Source organism: Amycolatopsis sp. NPDC104587 (assembly GCF_055583645.1).
Genome location: NZ_JBVJNO010000008.1, coordinates 117754 through 141746, shown reverse-complemented (window position 1 = coordinate 141746; position 23993 = coordinate 117754). Strand labels below are relative to the sequence as shown.

Annotated in this window: 27 protein-coding genes and 1 pseudogene; 19 read left to right on the top strand and 9 right to left on the bottom strand. The window is 70.1% G+C overall.

Annotated features, from left to right (window positions below; all coding sequences use genetic code 11):
* The first annotated feature begins 167 nt into the window (after positions 1–167).
* The 9 genes from ACZ61C_RS25685 to ACZ61C_RS25645 all read left to right on the top strand — a co-directional run bounded on the left by ACZ61C_RS25685 (position 168) and on the right by ACZ61C_RS25645 (position 5733).
* Positions 168–338: a hypothetical protein gene (locus ACZ61C_RS25685; protein ID WP_465310369.1), complete on the top strand. Its 171-nt coding sequence runs from the start codon at positions 168–170 to the stop codon at positions 336–338.
* On the top strand, positions 335–586 hold the full coding sequence (locus tag ACZ61C_RS25680) for a monovalent cation/H+ antiporter complex subunit F (RefSeq protein WP_465310368.1): 252 nt from the start codon (positions 335–337) through the stop codon (positions 584–586). The genes ACZ61C_RS25685 and ACZ61C_RS25680 overlap by 4 nt, the downstream gene beginning before the upstream one ends.
* On the top strand, positions 583–882 hold the full coding sequence (locus ACZ61C_RS25675; RefSeq protein ID WP_465310367.1) for a cation:proton antiporter: 300 nt from the start codon (positions 583–585) through the stop codon (positions 880–882). Before ACZ61C_RS25680 ends, ACZ61C_RS25675 begins: the two co-directional genes overlap by 4 nt.
* Positions 879–1115, top strand: a complete 237-nt coding sequence (locus ACZ61C_RS25670; protein ID WP_465310366.1) for a Na(+)/H(+) antiporter subunit B — start codon at positions 879–881, stop codon at positions 1113–1115. Before ACZ61C_RS25675 ends, ACZ61C_RS25670 begins: the two co-directional genes overlap by 4 nt.
* On the top strand, positions 1112–1837 hold the full coding sequence (locus tag ACZ61C_RS25665) for an MnhB domain-containing protein (protein WP_465310365.1): 726 nt from the start codon (positions 1112–1114) through the stop codon (positions 1835–1837). The genes ACZ61C_RS25670 and ACZ61C_RS25665 overlap by 4 nt, the downstream gene beginning before the upstream one ends.
* Positions 1834–2181 carry an NADH-quinone oxidoreductase subunit K gene (locus ACZ61C_RS25660; RefSeq protein ID WP_465310364.1) on the top strand — a complete coding sequence of 116 codons (348 nt, stop codon included), beginning with the start codon at positions 1834–1836 and terminating at the stop codon, positions 2179–2181. The genes ACZ61C_RS25665 and ACZ61C_RS25660 overlap by 4 nt, the downstream gene beginning before the upstream one ends.
* A gap of 3 nt (positions 2182–2184) precedes the next feature.
* On the top strand, positions 2185–3966 hold the full coding sequence (locus ACZ61C_RS25655; RefSeq protein ID WP_465310363.1) for a complex I subunit 5 family protein: 1782 nt from the start codon (positions 2185–2187) through the stop codon (positions 3964–3966).
* A 261-nt stretch (positions 3967–4227) separates the two neighbouring features.
* Complete coding sequence (locus ACZ61C_RS25650) at positions 4228–5097, top strand: STAS domain-containing protein (protein WP_465310362.1); 870 nt, start codon at positions 4228–4230, stop codon at positions 5095–5097.
* 225 nt (positions 5098–5322) lie between these two features.
* Positions 5323–5733, top strand: a complete 411-nt coding sequence (locus ACZ61C_RS25645; protein ID WP_465310361.1) for an STAS domain-containing protein — start codon at positions 5323–5325, stop codon at positions 5731–5733.
* On the opposite strand, the gene ACZ61C_RS25640 is transcribed toward ACZ61C_RS25645, so the two are convergent.
* The 3 genes from ACZ61C_RS25640 to ACZ61C_RS25630 form a co-directional block, all read right to left on the bottom strand.
* Positions 5715–7676, bottom strand: coding sequence for a SpoIIE family protein phosphatase (locus ACZ61C_RS25640; RefSeq protein ID WP_465310360.1), 1962 nt, complete (start codon positions 7674–7676; stop codon positions 5715–5717). The two genes, ACZ61C_RS25645 and ACZ61C_RS25640, sit on opposite strands and share 19 nt — an antisense overlap.
* Positions 7677–7887: 211 nt before the next feature.
* On the bottom strand, positions 7888–8979 hold the full coding sequence (locus ACZ61C_RS25635) for an ANTAR domain-containing protein (RefSeq protein ID WP_465310359.1): 1092 nt from the start codon (positions 8977–8979) through the stop codon (positions 7888–7890).
* 69 nt (positions 8980–9048) lie between these two features.
* Positions 9049–9468, bottom strand: coding sequence for an STAS domain-containing protein (locus ACZ61C_RS25630; protein ID WP_465310358.1), 420 nt, complete (start codon positions 9466–9468; stop codon positions 9049–9051).
* A 290-nt stretch (positions 9469–9758) separates the two neighbouring features.
* Between ACZ61C_RS25630 and ACZ61C_RS25625 the strand changes: the two are divergent.
* From ACZ61C_RS25625 to ACZ61C_RS25600, 6 genes and pseudogenes are all read left to right on the top strand, one after another.
* Positions 9759–11345 (top strand): annotated as a pseudogene (locus ACZ61C_RS25625) (ATP-binding protein); the annotation flags it as partial.
* A gap of 35 nt (positions 11346–11380) precedes the next feature.
* Positions 11381–11740 carry an STAS domain-containing protein gene (locus ACZ61C_RS25620; RefSeq protein WP_465310727.1) on the top strand — a complete coding sequence of 120 codons (360 nt, stop codon included), beginning with the start codon at positions 11381–11383 and terminating at the stop codon, positions 11738–11740.
* Between the two features lie 438 nt (positions 11741–12178).
* Positions 12179–13282 (top strand): transaldolase, encoded by a 1104-nt coding sequence (gene tal, locus ACZ61C_RS25615; RefSeq protein WP_465310357.1) that lies wholly within the window; start codon positions 12179–12181, stop codon positions 13280–13282.
* A 984-nt stretch (positions 13283–14266) separates the two neighbouring features.
* The gene (locus ACZ61C_RS25610; RefSeq protein WP_465310356.1) at positions 14267–14617 is read left to right on the top strand and encodes a hypothetical protein; all 351 of its coding nucleotides are present in this window, start codon (positions 14267–14269) and stop codon (positions 14615–14617) included.
* 171 nt (positions 14618–14788) lie between these two features.
* A complete protein-coding gene (locus tag ACZ61C_RS25605; RefSeq protein ID WP_465310355.1) occupies positions 14789–15049 on the top strand; it encodes a DUF3040 domain-containing protein in 261 nt (86 codons plus the stop codon).
* Between the two features lie 37 nt (positions 15050–15086).
* Positions 15087–15455: a DUF5313 family protein gene (locus ACZ61C_RS25600; RefSeq protein WP_465310354.1), complete on the top strand. Its 369-nt coding sequence runs from the start codon at positions 15087–15089 to the stop codon at positions 15453–15455.
* Between the two features lie 82 nt (positions 15456–15537).
* On the opposite strand, the gene ACZ61C_RS25595 is transcribed toward ACZ61C_RS25600, so the two are convergent.
* The 5 genes from ACZ61C_RS25595 to ACZ61C_RS25575 form a co-directional block, all read right to left on the bottom strand.
* Positions 15538–16406, bottom strand: a protein-coding gene (locus tag ACZ61C_RS25595) for an IS5 family transposase (RefSeq protein ID WP_465310353.1) whose coding sequence is annotated in 2 segments (ribosomal slippage) — positions 15538–16032 and positions 16035–16406 — 867 coding nt in all. Because the reading frame shifts where the segments join, the coding sequence is not laid out codon by codon here.
* 298 nt (positions 16407–16704) lie between these two features.
* Positions 16705–17019 carry a thioredoxin gene (gene trxA, locus ACZ61C_RS25590; RefSeq protein WP_465310352.1) on the bottom strand — a complete coding sequence of 105 codons (315 nt, stop codon included), beginning with the start codon at positions 17017–17019 and terminating at the stop codon, positions 16705–16707.
* Positions 17016–17966: a thioredoxin-disulfide reductase gene (gene trxB, locus ACZ61C_RS25585; protein ID WP_465310351.1), complete on the bottom strand. Its 951-nt coding sequence runs from the start codon at positions 17964–17966 to the stop codon at positions 17016–17018. Before trxB ends, trxA begins: the two co-directional genes overlap by 4 nt.
* Before the next feature lie 18 nt (positions 17967–17984).
* Positions 17985–19421 carry a cytochrome c biogenesis protein DipZ gene (locus ACZ61C_RS25580; protein ID WP_465310350.1) on the bottom strand — a complete coding sequence of 479 codons (1437 nt, stop codon included), beginning with the start codon at positions 19419–19421 and terminating at the stop codon, positions 17985–17987.
* A complete protein-coding gene (locus tag ACZ61C_RS25575; RefSeq protein ID WP_465310349.1) occupies positions 19409–19699 on the bottom strand; it encodes a hypothetical protein in 291 nt (96 codons plus the stop codon). Before ACZ61C_RS25575 ends, ACZ61C_RS25580 begins: the two co-directional genes overlap by 13 nt.
* A gap of 161 nt (positions 19700–19860) precedes the next feature.
* On the opposite strand from ACZ61C_RS25575, the gene ACZ61C_RS25570 reads away from it, so the two are divergent.
* The gene (locus tag ACZ61C_RS25570; RefSeq protein WP_465310348.1) at positions 19861–20331 is read left to right on the top strand and encodes a hypothetical protein; all 471 of its coding nucleotides are present in this window, start codon (positions 19861–19863) and stop codon (positions 20329–20331) included.
* Between the two features lie 493 nt (positions 20332–20824).
* On the opposite strand, the gene ACZ61C_RS25565 is transcribed toward ACZ61C_RS25570, so the two are convergent.
* Entirely contained in the window at positions 20825–21493 is a 669-nt protein-coding gene (locus ACZ61C_RS25565; RefSeq protein ID WP_465310347.1) for a fasciclin domain-containing protein, read from the bottom strand.
* Positions 21494–21792: 299 nt separating this feature from the next.
* Here ACZ61C_RS25565 and ACZ61C_RS25560 point away from each other — a divergent pair, with 299 nt between their 5' ends.
* From ACZ61C_RS25560 to ACZ61C_RS25550, 3 genes are all read left to right on the top strand, one after another.
* The gene (locus ACZ61C_RS25560; protein ID WP_465310346.1) at positions 21793–22524 is read left to right on the top strand and encodes a hypothetical protein; all 732 of its coding nucleotides are present in this window, start codon (positions 21793–21795) and stop codon (positions 22522–22524) included.
* A gap of 96 nt (positions 22525–22620) precedes the next feature.
* Positions 22621–23169: an ECF RNA polymerase sigma factor SigK gene (gene sigK, locus ACZ61C_RS25555; RefSeq protein ID WP_465310345.1), complete on the top strand. Its 549-nt coding sequence runs from the start codon at positions 22621–22623 to the stop codon at positions 23167–23169.
* Positions 23169–23882, top strand: coding sequence for an anti-sigma factor (locus ACZ61C_RS25550; RefSeq protein WP_465310344.1), 714 nt, complete (start codon positions 23169–23171; stop codon positions 23880–23882). Before sigK ends, ACZ61C_RS25550 begins: the two co-directional genes overlap by 1 nt.
* The last annotated feature ends 111 nt before the right edge of the window (positions 23883–23993 follow it).

The window sequence follows — 23993 nt, the reverse complement described above, 5'->3', positions numbered from 1 at the left end:
GGCCCGGGGTGCATTTCACCCGGGGGGGGGTGCGAGTCTCTGGGAACTGGGGGGGGGATGGGCTGGGGGGGGGGGCGGGGGTCCCGGGGGGGGGGGTCGGGGAGCCCCCCCCCCCACTCCTCACCGTGGCCCGGCTCCCTTCCGCAGGCGCGTTCGATGAAGTCGCCGTGCCGGAGGAACCGGCGTCGGAGCACGAAGCACGGCTCGCCGTCGCCACCGTCGTGGTCGGCTGCACGCCGGGCACGATGGTCGTCACGAGCCCGCCGGACGGGAACCGGCTTCTCGTCCACCGGCTGCTGCCGGCCCGGTCCGGCCCGCTCGAACGGGTGACCCGATGACGTGGCTGCTGCTCGCCGCCGTGCTGCTCATGGCGGGTGGCCTGGGGCCCGCGTTGTGGCTGGCGTCCCGCGGTGGCGCCGTCGAACGCCTCGCCGGGATGCAGCTCGCGGGCGCGGTCACCGTGCTGACGCTGCTGGTACTCGTCCAGTCCTACGGCCCGTCGAGCGCGATCATCCTGCCGTTGACCCTGACTGTGCTCGCCTTCGCCGGAACTCTGGCCTTCGCCCGCCTGCTGGGTGCGCGATGACCCTTGCCGCGCAGGTCCTCGTGTTCGCCGGGGTCGCCGTCGTCCTCGCCTCCGCCGCCGGAATGCTGCGCGCCCGGGACCTGCTCACCCGGCTGCACCTCCTCTCGCCGGTGACGACGCTCGGCGCGCCCCTGATCGGGATCGGGCTGGTCCTGGTGAACGGGGTGCACCTCGGCTCGGGCGCGATCGTCGTCACGGTCACCCTGCTCGCGGTCACCGGGCCGGTCCTGCAGAGCGCCAACGCGCGGATCGAAGCCCGCCGCCGGGACGTGATCGACGAGGACTTCCCGGCATGACGACGGTGGTGCTGCTCGTCGCGCTGGCCTTGGTCGCGGTGGCCGGGTTCGCCGTCGTCGCGACGCACGACCCGAAACGGCAGGCGATCACGCTGTCGGTGTTCTCGTTCTGCCTGACCGTGCTGTTCGTCGTCTTCCAGGCCCCGGACGTGGCGCTGTCCGAACTCGCCGTGGGCGCGGCCGTCGTCCCGCTGCTCGTGCTGCTGACCCTGCGCAAAGTCGGCAAACGATGAGAACCCGTGACGTCGTCGGCGGAATCGGGCTGGCCGGGATCGCCGCGCTGTTCGTCGCCGCGTTCGCCAGGATGCCGGCGGTCGGCGCGACCGCGCACGTCTACCGGGACCTCGTGCTGCCGCAGGGGTTTCAGCGCGCCACCCCGAACCTGGTGTCCTCGATCAACTTCGACCTGCGCGCGTTCGACACCCTCGGGGAGGAGACCATCGTCGCCGCCGCGGTGGTCGGGACCCTCGCGCTGCTGCAGCCGGCCAAGTCGCGGCGCACGCCGAAGCCGGACGGGAGCGGGTACGTCCTGCCCGCGGTGAAGTTCGCCGGGTACCTGCTGCTGCCGGTCACCGTGCTGCTCGGGTTCGACATCGTGGTCCACGGCCACCTGACGCCGGGCGGCGGTTTCCAGGGCGGCGTCGTCCTCGCGACCGGCTGGCACCTGCTGTACCTCTCCGGCAGCTACCGCGCGCTGGCGCGACTGCGCCCGCTGGACTGGTGTGAGTACGCCGAAGCAGCCGCAACCGGCCTGTACGTCGTCACCGGGCTGCTCGGCCTGGTCGTCGGCGGCTCGTTCCTGGTGAACGTGCTGCCGCTGGGCGAGTTCGGTTCGCTGCTCTCGGCCGGGATCGTGCCGGTGCTGAGCGTGCTGGTCGGCGTCGAGGTCGCCGCCGGGCTCGTGGTGCTGCTGTCGCGGTTCTTCGTGCACGGGCTCGAGGAGGACGAGCCGTGATCGTCTCGATGGCTTGTTACGTCGTCGCCGCGTGGCTGCTGCTGCTCGGCTGCGCCGGGATCATGCGCAGCCGCCACCTCGTGCACACCGTCGTCTCGCTGTCGATCGCCCAGTCCGGTACCTACGTCCTGCTACTGGCCATCGGCTACCAGGATCGGGCGGGCGCGCCGATCGTGACGCCGGGGCAGGCGCAGCCGGTGGTCGACCCGATGGTGCAGGCCATGACCCTCACCGACATCGTCGTCTCGGCGACGATCACGGCGCTGCTGCTGGCGCTGACCCTGCAGATCTCGCGCCGCCACGGCACCGTCGACCCGGACGAGCTCCGCGCGCTGCGCGGCTGACCGATGACGATCCTGCCCGCCCTCGCCGTCGCCGTCCCGCTGCTGGCCGCGTGCCTGCTGCTGGGCCTGGGCCGGGTGCTCCCCCGCGCCGTCGTCGACGTCACCGCCACCGCGACGGCCGCCGCGGTCTGCGTGCTGTGCGTGGTCCTGCTGGCCACCGCCCGGCACGAACGAGTGGTCGGCTGGCTGGGCGGGCAACGCCCGGAGGGCGCCCGCTCGGTCGGCATCGTCCTCGTCGCAGACGGCCTGAACACGACCTTCGCGGTGCTTGCGTCGTTCCTGATGGTGTGCGCCCTGCTCTACAGCTGGCACTACTTCAAGGCCGTCGAGGCCCGCTACCACGCGATGATGCTGCTGTTCCTGACCGGCATGCTCGGGTTCCTGTTCACCGGCGACCTGTTCACCCTCTTCGTGTTCTTCGAGCTGATGAGCGGCGTCGCCTACGCCCTGACCGGGTACCGCATCGAAGAGGCGGACTCGGTGCAGGGCGCGTTCAACTTCGGCGTGGTCAACTCCCTCGGCGCGTACTTCACGCTGATGGGCATCGGCCTGCTCTACGCCCGCGGCGGCCAGCTCGGGCTCGCCCAGCTCGGCGTCGCGCTCGACAGCCGGCCGGCGGACGCGCTGGTCGTCGCCGCGTTCGTGCTCGTCTGCACCGGCCTGCTGGTCAAAGCCGCGGTCGTACCGTTCCACTTCTGGCTGGCCGACGCCCACGCCGTCGCCCCGTCCCCGGTCTGCGTCCTGTTCTCCGGTGTCATGGTCGAACTCGGGCTCTACGGCGTGCTCCGCGTCCGGAGCACCGTCTTCGGTACCGCGCTCGACGACGCGACGGTCAGCCGGATCTTCCTGGTGGCCGGGATCGCGAGCGCCGTGCTCGGTGCCATCCTTTGCTTCACCCAGCGGCACATCAAACGCCTGCTGGCCTATTCGACGATCGCCCACATCGGGCTGTTCCTCTGCGGGCTGGCCGCGAACGGCGGCGAGGCGACCACGGCGTTTCTGCTCTCGGTGCTGGGGCACGCAGGCGCCAAGGGCGCCCTCTTCCTGCTGGCGGGCGTCCTGATGGACCGCTACGGCAGCGTCGACGAGGACGAGCTGTTCGGCCGCGCGACCCACTCCCGGCTGGAGGCGGCGCTGTTCCTGGTCGCTGCGGCGGCGCTCGCCGGGCTGCCGCCGTTCGGCCTCGCGCTGGGCAAGGATGCGGCCGAGCACGCCGGCCACGGCTGGCTCGCTGGAGTCTTCGTCGCCGTGTCCGCGATGACGGCAGCTGCCGTGCTGCGCGCGGGCCTGCGCGTTTACTTCGGCCTCGGCCGTCGGCCGTCGGACGAGTCGGCCGACACCACCGCGGGCACCGACGAGGAACCCGAGACCGGAACGCCGATCCGGCGCACACCGGTGGCGATGCTCGTGGCGATCGTCCTGCTGCTCGGGTCGGCGCTCGCCGTCGGCGTCTTCCCGTGGGTGCGGGACGTGGCGGTGTCGGCCGGTGCGCAGGCCGCGGACCGCGCGGGCTACCTGCACGACGTCCTGCCATCTCTGCCGGAGCCGCTTCCGGAACCGGCGTTTTCCGTTTCGTGGACCGGTTCCGGTCTCCTGACGGCGACGGTGACGGCCGCGCTCACCGCCGGCGCGGCGGCCGCGGCGCTGTGGTCCCGCCGGCGCCTGGCCCGGCCCTTGACCGGTGCGCTGGACGTGCTGCACCGCGCGCATTCCGGCCAGGTCGGGGACTACGTGGCCTGGCTGCTGGCCGGGGTCGCCGCCCTCGCCGGGCTGGCCTGGCTTTGAGCGCTGGTCCGGGAAACACCGCTTCCTGCGCGCACCTCGTCCCGGGTAGTGTGCCGCCCGCTCGGCGATGACGTCGAACCGCGTCTGTAGCTCGGTTTCTCCGGTGGTCGATGTCCGGGCCTCGATCCCGAGGGCGAGGCCACGCCGTCGCCGCGGCAATCCCGGATCACGGTCAGGTGGGGTGGATCTCGCCAGGGGGATCGCCGGCCGGCCGCTCTTCTCGCTGCGCACCAAGTACTGCGGCTCCTCGTCGACTTCGGCATGGTGTTCGAGGCGAAGCCGAATGCCCTTCGCGTCCGGTTGTTTCCGTTGAAGAAACGGGCATTTGCCCGGCGCAGCGGCATCGACACGCCAGGCCCGGTCAGCGCTGGCACACTGATCGGCATGGACGACCGCGGCGCACCGCCGGCCTGGACGATCACGATGCCACCCGCCCACCCCAGCACCACGGCGGTGCGGGTGGTGATGTCCGGTTCCCTCGGCCCGGCAGCGCACACGCTGCTGCACGGCACCCTCCGCACGGCACTGCTGAAAGCGCGGTCGACGCCGTCACGCGCACTGAGTGTCACGCTGACCGCGGTGACCTCGTGTGACGAGGCTCTGCCGTCGGAACTGCGCGAACTGGCTCTCAGCTGCGCTCGGGAAAACGTGCACCTGCACATTGACGTGCCGCCCGCGCTCCTGCCCCAGCTGGGCCACAGCGAACTCGTCTCCTGCTTGCAAGTCGCCGATTCGACGATCGAAACCACGTCCCCGCTGACGGTCACCCGGACCTGGATCGACCAGGCGACCCTGGTCATCGGCCTGACCGGTGAGCTCGATCTGGTAAGCACCTCCCGGATGCGCGACGAGATCGCGGTCATCCTCTCGGCCCGGCCGTTGCGGCTCGTGCTCGATCTGACCGACGTGAGTTTCCTGGCCTCGACCGGGGTGAACGAGGTCGTCCGCCTCGCCTACGCCGCCCTCGACGACGCGATGGCCCTGCACATCGCAGCGGGCGCAGCCAACCGGCGCACCTTCGAGCTCTTGGGGCTCGCCGACACCCTCCTGCGCGTCTTCGACACCCGCGTCGCCGCGCTCGCCGCTTTCGGCAACCGAGCGCCCGGCGTCGACGGTGTGCCGCGCGCCTGAGCGCCGCCGCCTCCGTATTTCCGGCATCTGCCCTTGCGCTCGCCAGGGCGATCGGGCGTACCGTGGAAGAGCCGCGGTTCAGCCGGACAGCCGCCCTCGACCGACCTCGCCTGTCTCGCGCGGGGCACGGACCGGAGGGCGGTGTGATGGGCTCTCCGCCCTCCGCACACATTGCCGGAGGACTTCATGACATCACCTTCCGAACCTGCTGATCTTTGCCGGCCGATGACCCTCACCATCGCCGCGACCGGCAGGTTCATCACGCTCACCGTGACCGGTGAACTCGACACCGCCGTCGCGGTGGCGCTGGAGAACCGGATCCTGGACCTCATCCTCTCCGTCCGCACCGCGCTGATCCTCGACCTGTCCGGGGTGACGTTCTGCTCGGCGGCGATCCTGCGTGTCCTGCTGAACGCCGCCGGCGCCGCCCGCACCGCCGGAATCGACTACGCCCTGGTCACCGACCAGCGCGCCGTCCTCCAGCCGATCCGCGCCGTCGGCCTGCACACCCGCCTGCGCTCGCATCGCACGATCGGCGACGCCTGCACGGTCCTGGCCGCTCGGGCCACGTCACCGCCGACCCCGCACTCGTCGGCACCGGCCGCCGACGGTCCGGATCAGGACGCAGTCGGATGATCCGGATCGGTGGTGACGTGCACGAGACCCGCGACGGTCAGGATGCGGTGCGCGACGCTGTCCGCCGGGGCGTAGAGCCGCAGGGAACCGTACGCGCGGTGGAGGACGGCGACGGCAGCGCTGGCCAGGTGGGTCACCGCCGACAGGTCGACGGTCAGCAGGTGGGTGCCGCCCAAGGTGCGGCGGTTGAGCTCGTCGGCCAGCTCGTCGACGTTGGTGACGTCGAGCGGACCGTGGATCGCGACCCGTGAGCTCGGTGCGGAGGGCTGGTCGAGGATGAGCATCAGCTCGGGCAGGTCCCGCGGCGGCCGCCGGGCGTCGGCGATGACCTCCTCGGCGGTGAACAGCCGAGCCTGACGGGTGAACCCGTGCCGCACGGTCACCGTGGTCCCGTCCGCGCTCCGCTCGACCTCGATGTGGTCGACGAACGTGGTGGTCATGGCGAGGCCCAGCCCCGCGTCCCGCCGGTAGTCGGGGCTGCCGGGCCGGACCCGTTCGCGCCAGCGGCCGTCGTCGGCGACGACAACGGTCGCGACGCCGGCGGCGTCCAGGTCCGCGGTGACGGTGACGGTGCCGGCCGGGGCATCGGGGTGGCTGTGTTCGGCCGCATTGGTGACCAGTTCGGTGACCGCGTGCTGGATCGCGATGCTGTCCGCTGGGCCGGCACCCACCTGGTCCAGCCACTGCTGGACCACCCTCCGCGCGGGCGCGACTCCGTCGGCGTCGGCCGGCAGCCGCACATCGAGACCGGCTGCGGGCCGGACGCGCTGAGCGGCCAGCAGGGTGATGTCGTCGGTGTGACCGGTGCGGCGCAACAGGAGCTCCAGGGGCCGGGTGCTGACCCGGTCGACCGCGGAAGTACCGGGTTCGCGAAGATCCGGGTCGGCGACGGCCTCGGTGGCGACGTGCGCCAGCTCGGCCAGCGCGGCAGCGGGTTCCTCGCCGGGTCGCTCGGTGATCCCGTCGCTGTAGAGCAGGATGACGTCGTCGTGGCGCAGCTGATCGGTGGCGATCGTGTGCTCGGCGTGGGTGGCCAGCGGACCCGTTTCGGGCGCGGCGAGGTAGCGCGCGCCGGTGGAACCGATCACCAGGGGCGGCGGGTGTCCCGCCGAGCACCACGACACGCCGCCATCGACGGGATCGAGCACGACCACGCACACCGTGGCGGCATAGGCGCCGGGAACCCGGCGCGCCGTCCGGTCGGCCGCGGCGAGCGTGCCGACGACGTCCCCGGTCGATTCCAGGCGTTCGTGCACCACGGCGCGCAGCTGTCCCATCGTCGCCGACGCGGCGGCACCGTGACCGACGACATCGCCGACGACCAGCGCGACCCGGCCGTCCGCCAGTGGGATCGCGTCGAACCAGTCGCCGCCCGCGGCCGCGCCGGCGTCGAGGAGCAGGTAGCTGGCGGCCAGCCGCACACCCGGCAGGACGGGCAGCTCGGGCGGCAAGAGCACTCGCTGCAGAGCGGTGATCTGATCACCGAGCCGCGCCGGGCGCTGTTCGGCTGCCGGGAACCGATCCTGCGCCGCCTGGCGCTCACGAGCGTGCTCGGCGGCCTCGCCCACGGCCATCACCACTCCGCTGACCTCGCCGGCCGGGTCGTGGCGCGGCGACATGGTGACATCGACGAACAGCTCGCCCTGATCCCCGCTGCCGCCCTGACCGGACCGGGCCCGTCGCTCCCAGGCGACGTGCGTGCGGCCGGTCGTGTAGGAGAGGTCCATCAGCTCGCGCAGCAGCCGGTCACCCACCTCCCGGAACACCTCCCGGAAGGGCACGCCGATGAGGTCGGTACGCCCGGCGAACCGGCGGAAGGCGGCGTTGGTGGCAACGAACCGATGGTGCGGTCCTTCTGTCGCCGTCTGCGCCACGGGCAGGTCGTCGAACGCGTCCCGAACCACCGTGGCGTCGCCGACCGAGCTGTTGCGCTCGTCACCCACGTGCGTACCTCCAACCGCGCGACCGTGTGCTCCGGCCGCGATCGAGTTCACGGCGAGGGCACCGCGTCCACCGGCTGCGGCGCCCGCGCCCAGAGGTGTCGCGCCCGGTCCGGAAACGAACGGTGGGAACGGCACAGCTCAAGGTCGGCCTCGGCGTTCCCGTGTCCTGAGGCGATAAACGCAGGGGCCGGATCCTTGCCCTCGGCGTTCCTCAGGTCGGTGGCGCGAGTTCGTCGTGCCGGTCGACGAGGGTCGTGGCGATCTCGGCGAGCTTCACGTTGAGGTCCTGGGACGTGCGGCGTAGCAAGCTGAAGGCCTCGTCGGCGCTGAGGCCTTGCCGCGCCATCAGGATGCCCTTGGCCTGCCCGATGATGTCGCGAGAGGCGATCGCCCGGTGCAGCTGAGCGGACTGGAGCTCTGAGACTTCGGTGGCGCTGACGCGCGCGAGCGCCAGCGATGCGTGGGTGGCCAGCAGCAGCGCGCGGTGGCGGTCGTCCTCGGTGAACGCGCCGGCGTCGCTGTAGACGTTCAACGCCCCGCGCACCGGGTCGGCACCGGTCTGGGGGTGCAGGGCGGTGGAGAGGACCGAGCCGAGCCCGCGGGCGGTGGCCGCGATGGCGAACTGGGGCCACGGCGTGAGGCCGGCGAGGTCGAGCTCCAAGGCGTAGCCGGGGCCGTCCGGGCGAGCTGCGTCGACGCAGGGACCTGCGCCGGTGCGGTACTGGACCTCGTCGAGTGCGGAGGCGGCGTCGTCGGTTTCGACCGGGGTGAAGAACTGGCCGGCCGGGTCGCGCAGGGTGATGCTGACGATCCGGGAGTGCGGCATGACCACCACGGTCGCGGCGACGATCTGGCGCAGAGCCTGCTCGACCGTCGTCGCGTCCAGCAGTACCCGGGTCAGGTCGGCGAGCTGACCGTCCAGCGCATCCGTTCCGGCGGCCGGGTGCGGCTCGATGGCCATGGCAGCATCGACGGTGCCGTATATCGGCAGGTCCGCGGCCGGAAGGGCAACACGCAGCGCGGCGAAGGTGACCGCGGTCCGGTCGAGGACCCCGGCCACGCGAACACCCTGGTCGGCGTGGCCCTCGACGAACCGCTGCAAGATCCGGGCACCTGCGGCGGACAGGTCGGTGACCGCGCGCAGGTCCAGCACCACCAGGGTGGGCGGCGGCAGGGTCGCGGTGGTGTCCGCGAGTTTTTCTTCCGCGATCATTTCGCCGCCTCCGGCGAGCGGTCCTCCCAAGCGCAGGACCAGGGTCGAATCGATGTTGTGCGGACTGATGAAGACTTCGTCCGGCGTCATGGTGGTCCCTTCTCGGCGTCGTAGCGGAGCCGCCGAAAACTTCTCGAAGTCGAATCTGCCACAGTGACCTCAACCCGACCACATGCGCCTGGATTCGGCGACGAACGCATCCCGTTCCGCGACGCGCAAGGCGGAAATCCGGTCGGGGTAGACGTTCAGGACCCGGTCCGGGCCACCGATGCCGAGGGCCCGCACCACCGGGCGGTTCGCGCCGGTCACCAAGCGGAGCGCGGCGCCGTCGGCAGCCGCGTGATCTGCAGCGGAGTGCAGGATCGCGATTCCCGCGGCCGAGAGAAACGTCAGCGCGCTCAGGTCCGCGACAACTGTTCCGGGAGCCGGCGGGTGGGTCAGGACCGACCCGATTGCCCGCACGGCGACCAGCACGGTCCCGCAGTCCAGTTCGCCGTCGAGCGCCACGACCGCGGGGTCACCGTGCGATCGGAAGACCTGCAGCCGCGAAGGTTGCGCATCGAACAGGTTGAAATCCATGCAGCACTCCACCCTCGGCGTCCTTGACTCGGCCCGAGTTCGTGGCTGTTTCTCAATCCACCCGCGAACAGGGTAAGAGCTGACACGAGTCGAGCACAACACAGCGTCTGCCGACACCCATCGACAGCTTCGACGCATCGACCGTGCATCGGCAGCCGGACAGCGCACGACCAACCTTCGGACGGCTCCACCCCCGCGTCGGCTCGACTTTGCCTACGCTGGTCCACCGGACGTATCAACCGGCACCCCCGGGGTACTCGTGCGTGGTCGGGACGAGAGGAACTGCGTTGATGGCCGCTGCACCACGCGAAGGTGACGACCTCTCCGCTTTGGCCGGCGATGCGGACGTGGTCCGGCGGGTCTTCGACCAGATGCCGCTGCTGGTGGCCGCCATGGAAGGCCCCGAGATGACCCTGACCGCGGCCACCGCGCTCTACCGGCAGTTCGTCGGCCGGCCCATGATCGGCCGCCCGGTGCGCGAAGCCTTCCCCGAGGTCATCGGCCAGCAGGTGTTCCAGATGTTCGACCGCGTCTACGAAACCGGGCAACCGGAGTCGGTGCACGAGTTCCGGCTGCAGATGGACCTGCCCGACACCGGCCCGGTCGAGGTGTTCCTCGACTTCACCATCCTGCCGCTGCACGACGCGGACGGGAACATCGCCGGCGTCATCGCGAACAACGCCGACGTCACCGAACGGGTCCTCGAACGCCGCGCGGCGCAGGACCGCGCCTCCGAAGCGGAACGCCGTTACGCCGACGCCCGCGACATCATCGACACGCTGCAACGCGAACTGCTACCCGAGGGCGTGCCCGTGCTGCCGCGGGTGCAGATCGCCGCCAGCTACCTGCCGGCCCACGCCGAAGACGCCGCCGGCGGCGACTGGTTCGAAGCCCTCGTGCTGCCCGACGAGCGGGTCGCGCTGATCATCGGTGACGTCGTGGGACACGGTGTCACCGCCTCGGCCACGATGGGCCAGCTGCGCGTGCTGCTGCGCGAGCGGCTCGCCGCCCTCGGCGACATCGCCGCTGCGCTGCAGGAGGTGGACGCGGCCACCGAACGCATCCGCGGCGCCCGCGCGGCCACCGCGTGCGTTGTCGTGCTCGACCAGAGCACCGGCGCCGTGGAGTACTGCACGGCCGGGCACCCGCCACCCTGGTGGTCGCCGCGACCGGCGAGCCCCGCTACCTGCCGGCCAGCGGCGCCGGCCCGCTCGGGGTCGGCGGGACCTTCACCAAAGCGGTGGTCGGCATCGACCGGCTTCAGCTCGGGGAGCTGGAGCTGCTGTACTCCGACGGCATCCTGGAAAGGCCCGGGCGCGAGCTGTCCTACGCGACGGTGGAGCTGGCCCAAGCCGCCGGGGACATCGCCGCCGGCCGCGCTCTGCGCGATGACGGCACCCTCCCCGCCGAGCGCGTCGCCACCCAGACCCTGGAGCTGCTGATCCGGCTGACCGGCCACGACGACGACGTCACTCTGCTCGCCGCGCAACTCCTGCCGCCCGCGCCGGAGCTGGCCATGACCGTGCCGGCGAGCCAGGAATGGCTGACCGAAGTCCGCACGCGCACCGATGATTGGCTCGACACCGTCCACGTCGCCAAAACCGACCGCGAAGCGCTGCAGCACGCCGTCATCGAACTGGCCACCAACGCTGTGGACCACGCCTACATCGACTCCGGAGAGCTCCACTCCATGACGATCGCGGCCGAGCTCACCGACACCGGCCAAGCGCGGGTTCGCGTGATCGACCAAGGCCGCTGGCGCACCCCCCAGCCCTCACCCGATCGCGGGCTGGGCCTCCACATCACCTCGAAACTGGTGGACGATCTCCGCGTCGACCACGACGACCGGGGGACCACCGCGACCGTGTCACACCGGCTGATCCGACCAGGCCGTCTGCTGGCCGGCAACGACGTGAAGGCGGGCACACCCGCCCGGCCACCGGCGGCACCGTTGCTGGTGCTGGACCAGCCGTCCGCACCTCGGCCGCGCCTGCGGGTGGATGGCCCGATCGACGCGACCACGGTCGAGGAGTTCGACCGGGGCATCCGGTCTGCCGGTTCAACCGGCGGGCGCTCGCTGACGCTCGACTTGACCGGTGTCAGCCACCTGGCCAGTGCGGGCGTCGCGGAGCTGCACCGCGTGGTGGCGCTGCATCGTGACAATGGCACGACGCTGCGCCTTTATGCACCGACCGGCACGCCCGCGGACGTCATCATGACCTTGGTCGGGCTCGCGCACGAGACCACCGACCCCGACTACCCGGATGCCTGACCGAACCGGCCCCATCGTCTGCTTCCTCGTCGTCGATCTCGCTGTCGCCGCCGACGCCGCCCCCTCGCCGACGATCGTCACAGCGAACAAGGCACGGTTCCAGTCGTCGACGTGGCTGACTTTGACTCGTAGGAGACACGTGCATCTCGCCGGTGGTCTTAGCTGACTTTCAGCTCTCCGTTTGCCGATCCGAGGTGCGGTGGCTCATCGGTTCGGGGCGTCCGGCACCGGCAGCCGACGACCGGCCCTTCTCCCCGCAACAGCGAACCGGATCGTTCGGCCTGTGCGTCCTTCGCCTTTGCCCACCAGACAGGTACTGCCGGCTGGGTCGTACCTGCCGGGATTCAGCGAGCCGGATGTGTACCCGGGTCAGCCACGGGTAGCCGATTCGCAGGGCTCCTCGGCCCCGAGAAACGCGATGATCCGGGAGGTCGAACAGTGCACACGTCCTTGCAGCACCTCGCCCGGCAGGGGCAGAGCCCGTGGCTGGACTACCTGTCACGTCCTTTCCTGCAAGGCGGCGAGCTGGCCCGTTCGGTCGAAGCAGGCGTACGCGGCCTGACGTCGAACCCGACGATCTTCCAAGGTGCCATGGCCGAGGGCCCCGCCTACGACGACCAGCTGCAGGAAGTCCTGCGAGGCCAGGGTGACCCCAAGGAGATCTTTCTGGCGCTGGCGATCAAAGACGTCCAAACAGCCTGCGACCTGCTACGACCGGTCTTCGACGACGGAAACAACCGTCAGGACGGCTGGGTGTCCCTGGAGGTCGATCCGCGCTTCGCCCGCGACACGGGGGCGACGATCGCCGAAGCCGCGCGGCTGCACCAGCTCGTCGGCCGGCCGAACCTCATGGTCAAGATCCCGGGCACCGAGGAAGTCCTGCCCGCGATCGAGGAGACCGTCGCCCAGGGGATCCCGGTCAACGTCACCCTGTTGTTCTCCCTCGACCGGCACCGCCAGGCCGCCGAGGCCTACGTCCGCGGCTTGCAGCGGCTGCGTGCCGCGGGTGGTGATCTGCGGAAGATGGCGTCGGTGGCCTCGTTCTTCGTGTCGCGCGTGGACACCGAAGCCGACCGCCGGCTACGCGAGCTGGGCGGGCATGACGACCTGCTCGGCATCCTCGCCGTCGCCAACGCACGGCTGGCCTACCAGACCTACCTCGAAGTGTTCGACGGTCCTGATTGGACGGATCTGGCCTCGGCCGGCGCGGCCCCGCAGTGGTGTCTGTGGGCTTCGACGTCCATGAAGGACGAAAGCCGGCGCGACGTCCACTACGTCGAGCAGCTCATCGGGCCGGATACCGTTGTGACCCTGCCCCGTGACACGGCTGAGGCCTTCCTGGACCACGGAGACGTCGCCGACCGCCTCTCCGGCGACCCGGTCGATGCTCGCCGGACGCTCCACGCCCTCGCCGTGGCCGGGGTCGACTACGAAGACGTTGTCACGACGTTGGAGCGCGAAGGCATCGAGAAGTTCAGCGCGTCCTTCCAGAACCTGCTGGACGGGATCGCCGAGAAGCGAGACCACCTGCTCACCGTGTGAGGGGAAAACCACGGGCGACACAGCCTTCCGGCATCAGCTCGCGCAGCAGGTGCGGATCGACTCGATCCGCACCAGCACCAAGGCCCGCTCCGTGCACCCGACCTCGTCGATGTCGGCGGCCGACCTGATGGCCGTGCTGCTCACTCGGCCAAGGACTCTCGATCGGCGTCGGAATAGGCCCTCGCGGGCAACCGGCTGGACCGGATCCCGTGCCGGGTCTGGGTGCTCTGTGGGGACTCAGAACTGGCCGAAGGCTCGATCTGGGAGGCCTTCGCGCACGCCGCCCACTACGAGCTGGACAACCTGACCGTCGTCGTCGACGTCAACCGGCTCGGGCAGACCACGGAGATCATGCTCGGCTGGAACCTCGACGCCGTCGAAGGAGTACACCTCGGCCGCGGCGAAGCCCGTCGCCGGCGACCTCCGGCTGCCTTCGTGGGAGCTCGGCGAGGAGGTCGCGACCCGTTACGCCTCCGGCGAAACGCTGACTGCGCTGGGCGCCGCGCGGGCGGACATCATGGCCCTCGACGGTGAAGTGTCCAACTCGACCGACAGCGGTCTGTTCGCCGAGGCTTACCCCCGAGCGGTACTTCGAGATGTACATCGCCGAGCAGCAGATGGTCGCCGCCGCGGTCGGCCTGCAGGTCCGCGGCTGGACTGCCGAGTTCCCGGACGGGGTGCGGGTCCGCAAGCTCGCTGTGCGCGCGGTGCCCGCCTCCGGCATCCCGGCCGAGCTGCTGGTCGAGGCCGGGATCGACGCCGACCACGACGGCCACCGCCGGGTCCCCCTGGACACCGCTCGCTGGCGAGGGCCCGCAGATGAGGGCGACGAGTGGCTTCTGGATCGGTGCGACGGCCGCACGCTCGACCTCGGCTGCGGGCCCGGCCGGCTGGTCGCCGCGCTGGCCCTCCGCGGCGTGCCGGCGTTGGCTGTGGACTCCTCGGCCGTCGCGGTCCGCGTGCCACCAGCGTGGGGGTGCGGCCTTGCAGGGCGACCTCTTCGGCCCGGTACCGGATCAGAGCTGCCGGCGCACCGTCCTGCTGGCGGACGGCAACATCGGCATCGGCGGCGACCCCGCGCGGCTGCTGCGCCGCGCCCGCGCGCTGCTCGGGCCGGAGGGGGTCATTCTGGTCGAGGCCGCCCTGGGCACCTATCGCACGTGGTGCGGCCAAGCCAGGCTCCATGACCACCACGGGCCCCTCGGAGCCGGTTTCCCCTGGGCCGTTGTCGGGCTGACGGCCCTGCCCGCGCTCGCCGCGGCCACCGGACTGCGGGTCCGCGAAACCCGGCACCGCCACGGGCGGTGCTTCGCCCGCCTGGGCACCGCGACCTGAACGTCATCCAGGCGCTCGCCGAACGGCTCCTCGACCGGCGGCCCGCACGACGGCACCCGTCCCGCAGTCCGGCCGAGTAGGTCGTTCGGGTGACGATTCGGCCCGCCGGGTTATCAGGCGTCGCGGAGGGCACCCAACTGTGTTGCCAGACCGCACGGCGAAGGAGGTTTTGTGGTGCACGACTACGAACGGCGCGCGCTTGAACGGATCGAGGCCGAGATCACCGCCACCGATCCGACCCTCGCCGATCGGCTGCGTCGGCCCCTGACGAGCTGGCGGCTCGTCCTCACGCTGGTGGCGATCACCGGCGCCTGTGCACTCGCCGTTGGAATCCTCGCCGACCATGCCGTCCTGGCCCTCGCCGGGACCGTCACGATCGGCGTGTTCGTCGTCCAGCACTTCTCGCAGCGAACCCGCGCCGCCGGCGACTAGCTCGATGGTTCGACCGGCTTCGGGTACTCGAGAGGACATGAGCATGCAGCGACCTGGTCCACTGTGGTGGATTCGCTACGTCTACGGGCGGCAGCTGCCGGACCGCTACCGCGAATGGGTCCTGCACGACGCCACCGCAAAGACCTGGCTTCTGCGGTTCGCGGTGCGCATCTGCTTCGAAGCACTGCCGTGGCTGGCCGCCACATTCGTGCTCGCGGTGACCCTCACCCCGGTGCCGATCCCGTTGCTGCTCACCGGACTCGCCCTGAGCCTGTTCCTCAGCCTGTTCTTCACCTTGACCAGCGCCGACGAACTCGCCGAGGTCCGCCTCGGCAAGCACGGCTTTCCTCGCGGGACGGGCAAGGCGGTGCGCGCCCGGCACGGTCGGCCCGCAACCTGGCCCTGATCCGAACTGCCGCCGCAACTCAGGTACGTCCCGGACGGGATGGGTGGCCGCCTGCCCGGCCGGCTAGGAGCTGTCCTGTAAGTCATCGGAGCCAGAGCACGATCGCGGCGATGATGAGTTCGGCCTGGTAGTAGGCAGCGCGTTTGGCATAGCGAGTGGCCAGATCGCGGAACTGCTTGAGTCGGTTGAAGCACCGCTCGACCACGTTGCGCTGCTTGTAGACCTCGGGATCGAAAGCCGGTGGTCGCCCGCCGCGGGCGCCTTTGGCGACGCGGCGGGCGATCTGGTCGTCCCGTTCGGGGCTGACGAACGCGATCCGCCGGTCCCGCATCGCCTGCCGGGTCGAGGGATGCGAGTACGCCTTGTCCGCGATCACCGTCTCCGGCCGACACCGCGGACGCCCGGCTCCTGGCCGAGCGACGCTGATGCCGTCCAGCAACGGCAGCAACTGCGAGTTGTCTCCCGCTTGGCCCGCGGTGATCAAGAACCGTATCGGCAGGCCACGCCCGTCCACGGCCAGATGGATCTTGGTACTCAGCCCGCCGCGGGACCGCCCGAGCCCTTCCCCGTCGACGGCGAGGGCTTCGACTCCGTCGCTGCATCCCCCTTTTTCCGGGCTCCGGCCGAGTGCTGATGCGCCCTGACCACGCTGGAGTCGACCGAGATGATCCACTCGAGGTCGCCGACGGCGTCGTCCTTGACGATCACCCGGTCCAGGATCTTCGCCCAGGTCCCGTCCTTGGTCCACAACCGCAGCCGCTCATGCGCGGTTTTCCAGGGCCCATACCGTTCGGGAAGGTCACGCCACGGGGCGCCGGTGCGCAGCTTCCACAGGATCGCGTTGATCACCTGACGGTGATCCCGCCACCGCCGACCGCCGCCTTGCTGAGGTGGCAGCAGCGGCTCGATCACTGCCCACGCCTTGTCCGTCAACTCACCGCGACCAACCACGTCGGCAATCCAACCGGACCGCAGCTAGATCACTTACAGGACACGCCCTAGCCGACACAGCGGGGGCCCGAGAAGGTGGACACCGAGTGGATCCGTGGTCACCGGATGCCGGTGGGCCGGGCCTGTGGCACCGGGTCGTACTCATCGCCGGGGCGACGTCGACTGCGCGAAGTCCGTGGCGAGACCTCGTTCGGCCTTGCTCGACGAAGCGAACGCGACGTCATCACCGTCCACCAAGAAGGACCTGCTCGCGGCTACTTCGGCCGCAATCGCCGAGAGAGGGCGATGCCGCGAAGGGTCAGAGGACGTCGGCGAGCTCCGACAACAACGCGGCCTTCTTCTTCGCGCCGACGATGTGCTTCACCGGCTTGCCTGCCTGGAAGAGGATCAGGGTTGGCAGGGACATCACCTGGTAGTCGCGGGCGGTGTCGGGGTTGTCGTCGACGTTGAGCTTCACGAAGGTGACGTTGTCGCCCCGTTCGACCTCGATTTCCTCCAGCACTGGGGTGACCTTCTTGCACGGACCGCACCAGGTCGCCCAGAAGTCGACTAGAACCGGCTTTTCGCTCGTCAGGACGTCGGCGGCGAAGCTGGCGTCGGTGACTTCTTTCATGGTGTCTCCTTGTGGTGAGTCGAGTTTTCGGTGAGCCAGCGCTCGGCGTCGATCGCCGCGCTGCACCCGGAGCCGGAGGCGGTGATCGCCTGGCGGTAGGTGCGGTCCACCAGGTCACCGGCGGCGAAGACGCCGTCCAGGTTCGTGTAGGAACTGCGGCCCTGGGTGATGACGTAACCGTCCTCGTCCAGGTCGACCTGCCCCTTCACCAGCTGGCTGCGGGGGTCGTGCCCGATCGCGACGAAGAAGCCCGAGACGTCCAGGGTCGACTCCGACCCGTCCTTGGTGTCCTTGATCTTCAAGCCCTCGACCTTGCCGTCGCCGACCACGCCGGTGATCTGCGAGTTCAGCTGCCACTTGATCTTCTCGTTCGCGCGGGCGCGCTCGAGCATGATCTTCGACGCGCGGAACTCGTCACGCCGGTGCACCACGGTGACGGACTTCGCGAACTTCGTCAGGAAGGTCGCCTCCTCCATCGCCGAGTCGCCGCCGCCGGCGACCACGATGTCGTGGTCGCGGAAGAAGAAGCCGTCACAGGTCGCACAGGCCGAGACACCGCGCCCGAGCAGCTCCTGCTCACCCGGCACGTTCAGGTACCGCGCCGCGGCACCCATGGCGAGGACGACCGCACGCGCGGCGTAGCGCTTGCCGTTCGCGTGGACGTACTTCACGTCCCCGGTCAGCTCCAGCGACTCGACGTCCTCCGCGCGCAGCTCGGCGCCGAAGCGCTCGGCCTGCTTGCGCATCTCCTCCATCAGGTCCGGACCCATGATGCCGCCCGAGAACCCGGGGAAGTTCTCCACCTCGGTCGTCGTCATCAGCGCGCCGCCGAACTGCGTGCCCTCGAACACCAACGGTTCCAGCTGGGCCCGTGCCGCGTAAACGGCAGCGGTGTATCCGGCAGGACCCGACCCGACGATGATCAGGTTCCTGATTTCCTCGGTCATTAGGCGTTCCTCACGTGCTCAGTCGAAGGTGAACGAGTAGGCCTGCAGTCCCGGGCTGAGCGTCAGGGTCAGCTGTCCGCTGTGGAGGTCCGGGGTCTGCGACAACCGGTACAGGTTGGGCGTTCCCGAGACGTTCACCGTGCGCGGCGGGCCGCCGTCGACCGACACCGTCACCGTGCCTTGGCCCGCGAGGACGAGGTTTGTGCTCTTGGCCGTGTAGCCGAGCCGGATCGCGGCCCCGGCGCCCGCGGTCGCCTTCTCGTAGTCGATCGCCCAGTTGCCCTCGAACCCGACCTTGCCGTCCGGGACGGTCACCGGGAACCGGTACGGCGCCTCCTTCTCCAGGACCAGCGGCGTCGCGCCGGGCGCGTAGTTCTTCGGCAGTTCACCGCGGCTGAGGTAGGTCTCACGGGTCGTGCGCTCGTCGGTCGGGCGGGTGTCGGGCAGCCCGCCCGGCGCCGGCAGCGCCACGCCCGGCTTGGCCTGCTGCAGCAGCTGACGGACGAGGTTTTCGGTCTGGTCGTAGGCGCCCTCGCCGAGCTTGAGGTAGCGGACCTGGCCGGTGGCGTCGATCAGGTAGCGGGCGGGCCAGTACTGGTTGCGGAAGTTGTTGAACGTGCTCGTCTCGTTGTCGATCGCCACCGGGTAGGTGATCCCGAACTTCTTCGTCGCCGACTCGACGTTGCCCTTGTCGTGCTCGAACGCGAACTCCGGCGTGTGCACCCCGACGACCTCGAGGCCGTCGGCCTGGTACCGCGCGTAGAGGTCCTTGATGTGCGGGATGCTGCGCTGGCAGTTGATGCAGGAATAGGTCCAGAAGTCGACCAGCACGACCTTGCCCTTGAGCCCGGCCATCGTCAGCGGCGCGCTGTTGAGCCAGCCGTCGATGTTCTCGAACTCCGGCGTCGGCCCGCAGTCGCGCAGCTGGCCCTGGTCGTTGTTCGCGCACTTGTCCAGCGCCTGGTTGGTGCTGTCGCCGAGGCTGGAGAGCCGCAGCTGGCTGATCGCCGGGGCGTTCTCGACCTTGCTCTGCAGCGCATCGGTGTAGTTCGGCAGTTCGGTCTGCAGCAGCGACGGCAGGTCGAAGTACAGCGCGCCCGCGAGCAGCAGCATCAGCACGCCGCCGACCGCGCGGACCTTGCCGTTGTTCTTGCGGAAGAACTTGACCCGCTCGGAGATCTTCGCGCCGGCCAAGGCGAACACGAGCAGCGGCGCGGTGGCGCCGATCGCGAAGGCGATGGTCAGCGCGACGGTCTCGACGCCGATCTTCCCGTTGGCCGCGGCGATCGTGATGGCCGTCAGCACCGGCCCGGCGCACGGGACGTACAGCAGCCCGAGCCCCAGCCCGAGGCCGAACCCACCGCCGTTGGGGTTCACCTTCCGCTGCGGCAGCTTCGCGAACGGCTTCTCCAGCAAGCGTTCCAGCGCCGGGATCAGCAGGCTCAGCCCGACCACCGAGAGAACGACGAGCCCGACGATCCGCAGGATGTCTCCGGCAGGTTCAGAGCCTTGATCAGCAGCGAGCCCAGCAGGGTGAAGACGGTGAAGCTCAGGACGAGCCCGCTGATCACCGCGTACGGTCGCCGGTTCTTCGTCTTGACTCGGGCGTCACCGCTGTCCTCGGTCTTTTTCGCGCCACCGGCGAAGAACACCACCGGCAGCACCGGCAGGATGCACGGCGACACCCCCGTGATCAGGCCGCCCAGCAGGCCGATCAAAACCAACGTCCACATCGCCGCACCCTCCGAGACCTCCCGGACCCGTTGTCGGGCACCGTGTACCGGTCATTCGACGCAGATGCGGGTTCAGGTGGGGGTTTTCCGCCGCGTTATCGGTCTGAAAGATCCGATCGAACGGCAAATGCGGGACAATGATCCCGAGGAGAGGGGCCATGATGAACCGGACGCGAGTCGCGGTGCTGCTCCACCGACACCAGCCGGGCCGGTCGACGCGCTCGATCGCGGCATCCGCGGCTCTGCCGTCGCTGGCCGATTGGCTTCATCCGGGCGGACGCCCGGCCCAGCTGATTCCGCCCGAGGCGATGATCCGGGTGGCGATGGCGCTCGACCTGCCAGTGTCAGTCGTCTCCCGCGCGTTCACCGGAACGTGGTTCGACCTCAACGGCTGGGAGTGGAACCACTTCCACCGCGGTGACCGCGTGGTCGTGTTCAGCGCGCCCGACCCGGCGACGGGCACGCGTCAGGCCACTCGAGGGACGGTCCGCGACGTCGACCCGCTCGATCTGATCGAGGTGGAGTTCGACGACGGAACCCGCTACAGCCGGGTCCCGGAGACCGAAGGCATGATCTGTCACCTGAGCGGCGGATGCCGCTGCGGCCCTCCGGCCTCCGGACAGCCAAGCTAGTCGCATCCGACCTGCCGTGATCGGTGAGGTACGAAGTCGAGGCCTCTCACGTGCGGATCGACGACGTAACCGTGTCCATCGGTTCCGTCGCCGACCCCCACCGACCAGCTGGTCACGACAAATCGGCAGTCGGTCTTCCGAGGAATTCTCGGGGAAGACCGACTGCCGTAGTGGTTGCCAAGCACATCGAGCGTCGCAGCAGGGCACGAATGTGTGTCCACGTCGGACGTTGTGTGAAAGAGGGCCGGTCGCCGCTACTGCCCTGGAGTGATCCGGCGGTGGCGGCGACCGGCGGGACGCCGCCGCTATTCGGCGTCCCCCGGCGGCGGATCTCCTGCAACCCGCCGCCAGATCGAGGCCGCTTCCCCCGACCCGCGAGTCTTTCGGGAAGCGGAAATACGGCCGTCGCAGCTCCTCGTGATCGAGAAGCTGCGACGGCCGCGTGTTCACCGGGACACCGCAAGGGAGGGCTGATGACCCGGGAGTATTCCTGCTACTTGTTGGTGCCCGGGGTGAGCACCTTGTCGATCACGAAGACGGTGGCGTTCTTGGTGGGGATGTTGCCACACAGGATCTTCGCCCCGTTGACGGTCATGTTCTCGCCCGAGCCCTCGATCTTCAGCGGACCACCGGCGGTGTTCAGCGACTCCAGCGTGCCCGCGCCCTCGAGACCCTTGGCGTCGTAACGCTTGCCGACGACGTGGTACTGCAGGATCGGCGACAGCTCGGCCGGCTTGCCCGCCAGCTCGGCGAACTTCGCGTCACCCAGCGCGGCGAACGCCGGGTCGGCCGGCGCGAACACCGTGATCGACGGCGCGCTGTTGAGCGTGTCCACCAGGTTGGTGGCCTTCACCGCGGCGACCAGCTTGGTCAGCAGCGGGTTGGTCGACGCGGCCGAGGCGACCGGCTGCGGGCCCATCGAGTCCAGCGAACCCGGAGCGGAACCCTGCGGCAGCTGGGAGCAGGCCGGGCCGAAGACGTCGGCGTTGGTGGTCATGCCGTCGCCACCGGCGGCGGCGCTGGACGAGGGCGCGGCCATCGAGGAGGACGGGGCCGGGGCGCTGGAGCTGCCCGAGGAAGCGGTGTCGCTGCTGCCGCACGCGGTCAGCGACAGAGCGGCGATGGCGACGATGCCGATTCCGGCGACACGAAGCTTGGTCACGAAAGATCACTCCTATTGAGCGGCTGAGGCAGTCCACTGTGGAACTACGTGATGCCGGTGATTCGGCACGTGGCCGGAACCGGATTGGTCTGTCATGAGGGCATTCGCGCCGTCGTCCCCAGTGGATTGGTCCAAGATCCAGCGCAACCCGATCGGGTGAATGCGGCAACGTCGGCGCTGTTGCGCGCCGGTGCCGCCATCCGGGTTGCCCGACGCCTCGATCCGGTGACCGCAGAGCCCGGACCTGCGGCCGGCGTCGAACGAGAGTCAAAAGCATCCCAGCACGACGGAGGGTCGCGATGAGCACGAGATACCGTCACAGCACACCCGAACACGGCGCCGCCTTCCGAAGGTGGGCTGCCGAAAACGGGGTTGCAGTGCTGCGGATCAGTATGGGCCTGGTCTTCCTCGGCTTCGGGTTCTTGAAGTTCTTCCCCGGCGTCAGCCCCGCTGAGAATCTCGTGCTCGCCACGACGCACCTGCTGACTTTCGGCGCCGTTCCCAGTCTCGTGCCCTACGGCGTCGCGCTGGTGGCCACGGCGGCGCTGGAATGCGTGCTCGGCCTCGCGCTGGTCACCGGCTGGTCGATCCGGCGAGTGCGCTACCTGCTGGCGGTGGAGATCGCCGGCATCCTGTCACCGGTCGTGCTTCTCCCCGGGCGGTTGTTCAGCGGCCCAGGCCACGCCCCGACGCTGGAAGGTCAGTACGTCCTCAAGGACATCATCCTCGCCGCGGCGGCGCTCGTGATCACGACAGCCGACGTCGCCCATCGCCGCCACCGCCGGCCGATCGTGCCCGAGCAGCGAGGGACTTCGGACGCGGGCATCTCCGCGCTCAGGAAAATGGACATCGTCCTGTGTGGACTCCGTGACGGACGATCGGATCAGCAGTACGCCAGCGCCCACGGGGTCGCTGTCGCGCATTACCGCGAGTGGCGCCGTGATGCGCTGAACGCCGCGCTGGCCGCACTCGAGCCACCACCGGTCACCGCCACCAATACGCAAAGGTCGTCAGGCACGAAAGCTCGATGAGACGCCGTCGACAACGGCGCTGAAGTCGGCACAGGCCGGGAAGGACAGGCCATGGTCGTCCGCGCAGCACTTCTCGACGCCGGCAGGGAAGTTTCCATGGCCGAAAGCACATCGGAAGAATTGATCGCCCGTGCCGCGCTCGGAGACGAGCAGGCCTTCGCCGCGCTCTACGACCGGCTCGCCGGCCCGATCTTCGGGACGGTGCTCCAGGTCTTGCGATCACGACCACACGCCGAGGACGTGACCCAAGAGGTTCTGCTGGAAATCTGGCGAAAGGCGGCGACGTTCGAACCCGGACGCGGACGGGTGCAGACCTGGGCGCTGACCATCGCCCACCGGCGCGCGATCGACCGGGTCCGGTCCGAGCAGTCCCTGGTCAGCCGGGAGGAACGTGCGGATCGGCTCGATCTGCGCCGGCCCTACGACGACGTGACCGAGACGACGCTGTCGAACCTCGACCACACCCGCGTCCGCGCCGCCCTGGCGGTGCTGACCGACCTGCAGCGGGAGTCGATCCTGCTCGCCTACTTCCACGGTTACACCTACCGCGAGGTCGCCGAGCGGCTCGATGTCGCCGTCGGCACCGTCAAGTCCCGTATGCGGGACGGCCTGGTCCGCCTGCGCAACGCTTTGGGAGCACACTGATGAGCACCGCCGACGCCCACATCCTCGCCGGCGCCTACGCCCTCGGCGCGGTCGACGACCTCGAACGCGCCGCCTTCACCCGGCACCTGAGCGACTGCCCGATCTGCGCCGAGGAAGTCGTCGGCTTTCAGGAAACCGCTGCGCTCCTGGGTGGCGCGGCGGCTGCGCTGCCGGACGAGAGCTTCCGGCTGCGTGTGCTCGCCGAGGTCACCCAGACTCGCCAGCTCCCACCTCGGCTCCCTGCCGAACCCGCCGCCCGGCCACTCCACCCGTCATGGCGCAGACGCGCCCTGATCGGCATCGCCTCGATCGCCGCGGCGGCGGCCGTGCTCGTCGGCGGCATCAGCATCGGGCTCGGCCAACCGGACTCCGGGCCGGTGCCGGTCGCCGGCGGCAACGCTGCACCGTCCTCCGACACGACCACCATCCGCACTGCCGCAGCCGGCGGCGGCTCGGTCTCGGCCACGCTCTCCCGGCAGCTGGGCACGATCTCCGTCGTCACGGAGGCACTGCCGCCGCTGGACGTGGGCCACGCCTACGAGGTGTGGCTGACCGGCCCCGGTCTGCCGCGGTCGGCGGGCTTGATCGGGTCCGTCGGCAGCGTCGAGGCGGTCCTTCCCGCAGGTATCGACGGTGTCGCGGTGACCGTCGAGCCCGCCACCGGATCACTGCAGCCGACCACCCCGTCGGTCGCCACCCTCACGGTCAGCTGACACCGGCGGGGGGGGGGGGGGGGGGGGGGGGGGGGGGGGGTGGGGGGGGGGGCGAAGGGGGGGGGGGGGTGGGGGGGGAAGGGGGGGGGGGGGGGGGGGGGGGGGGAGGGG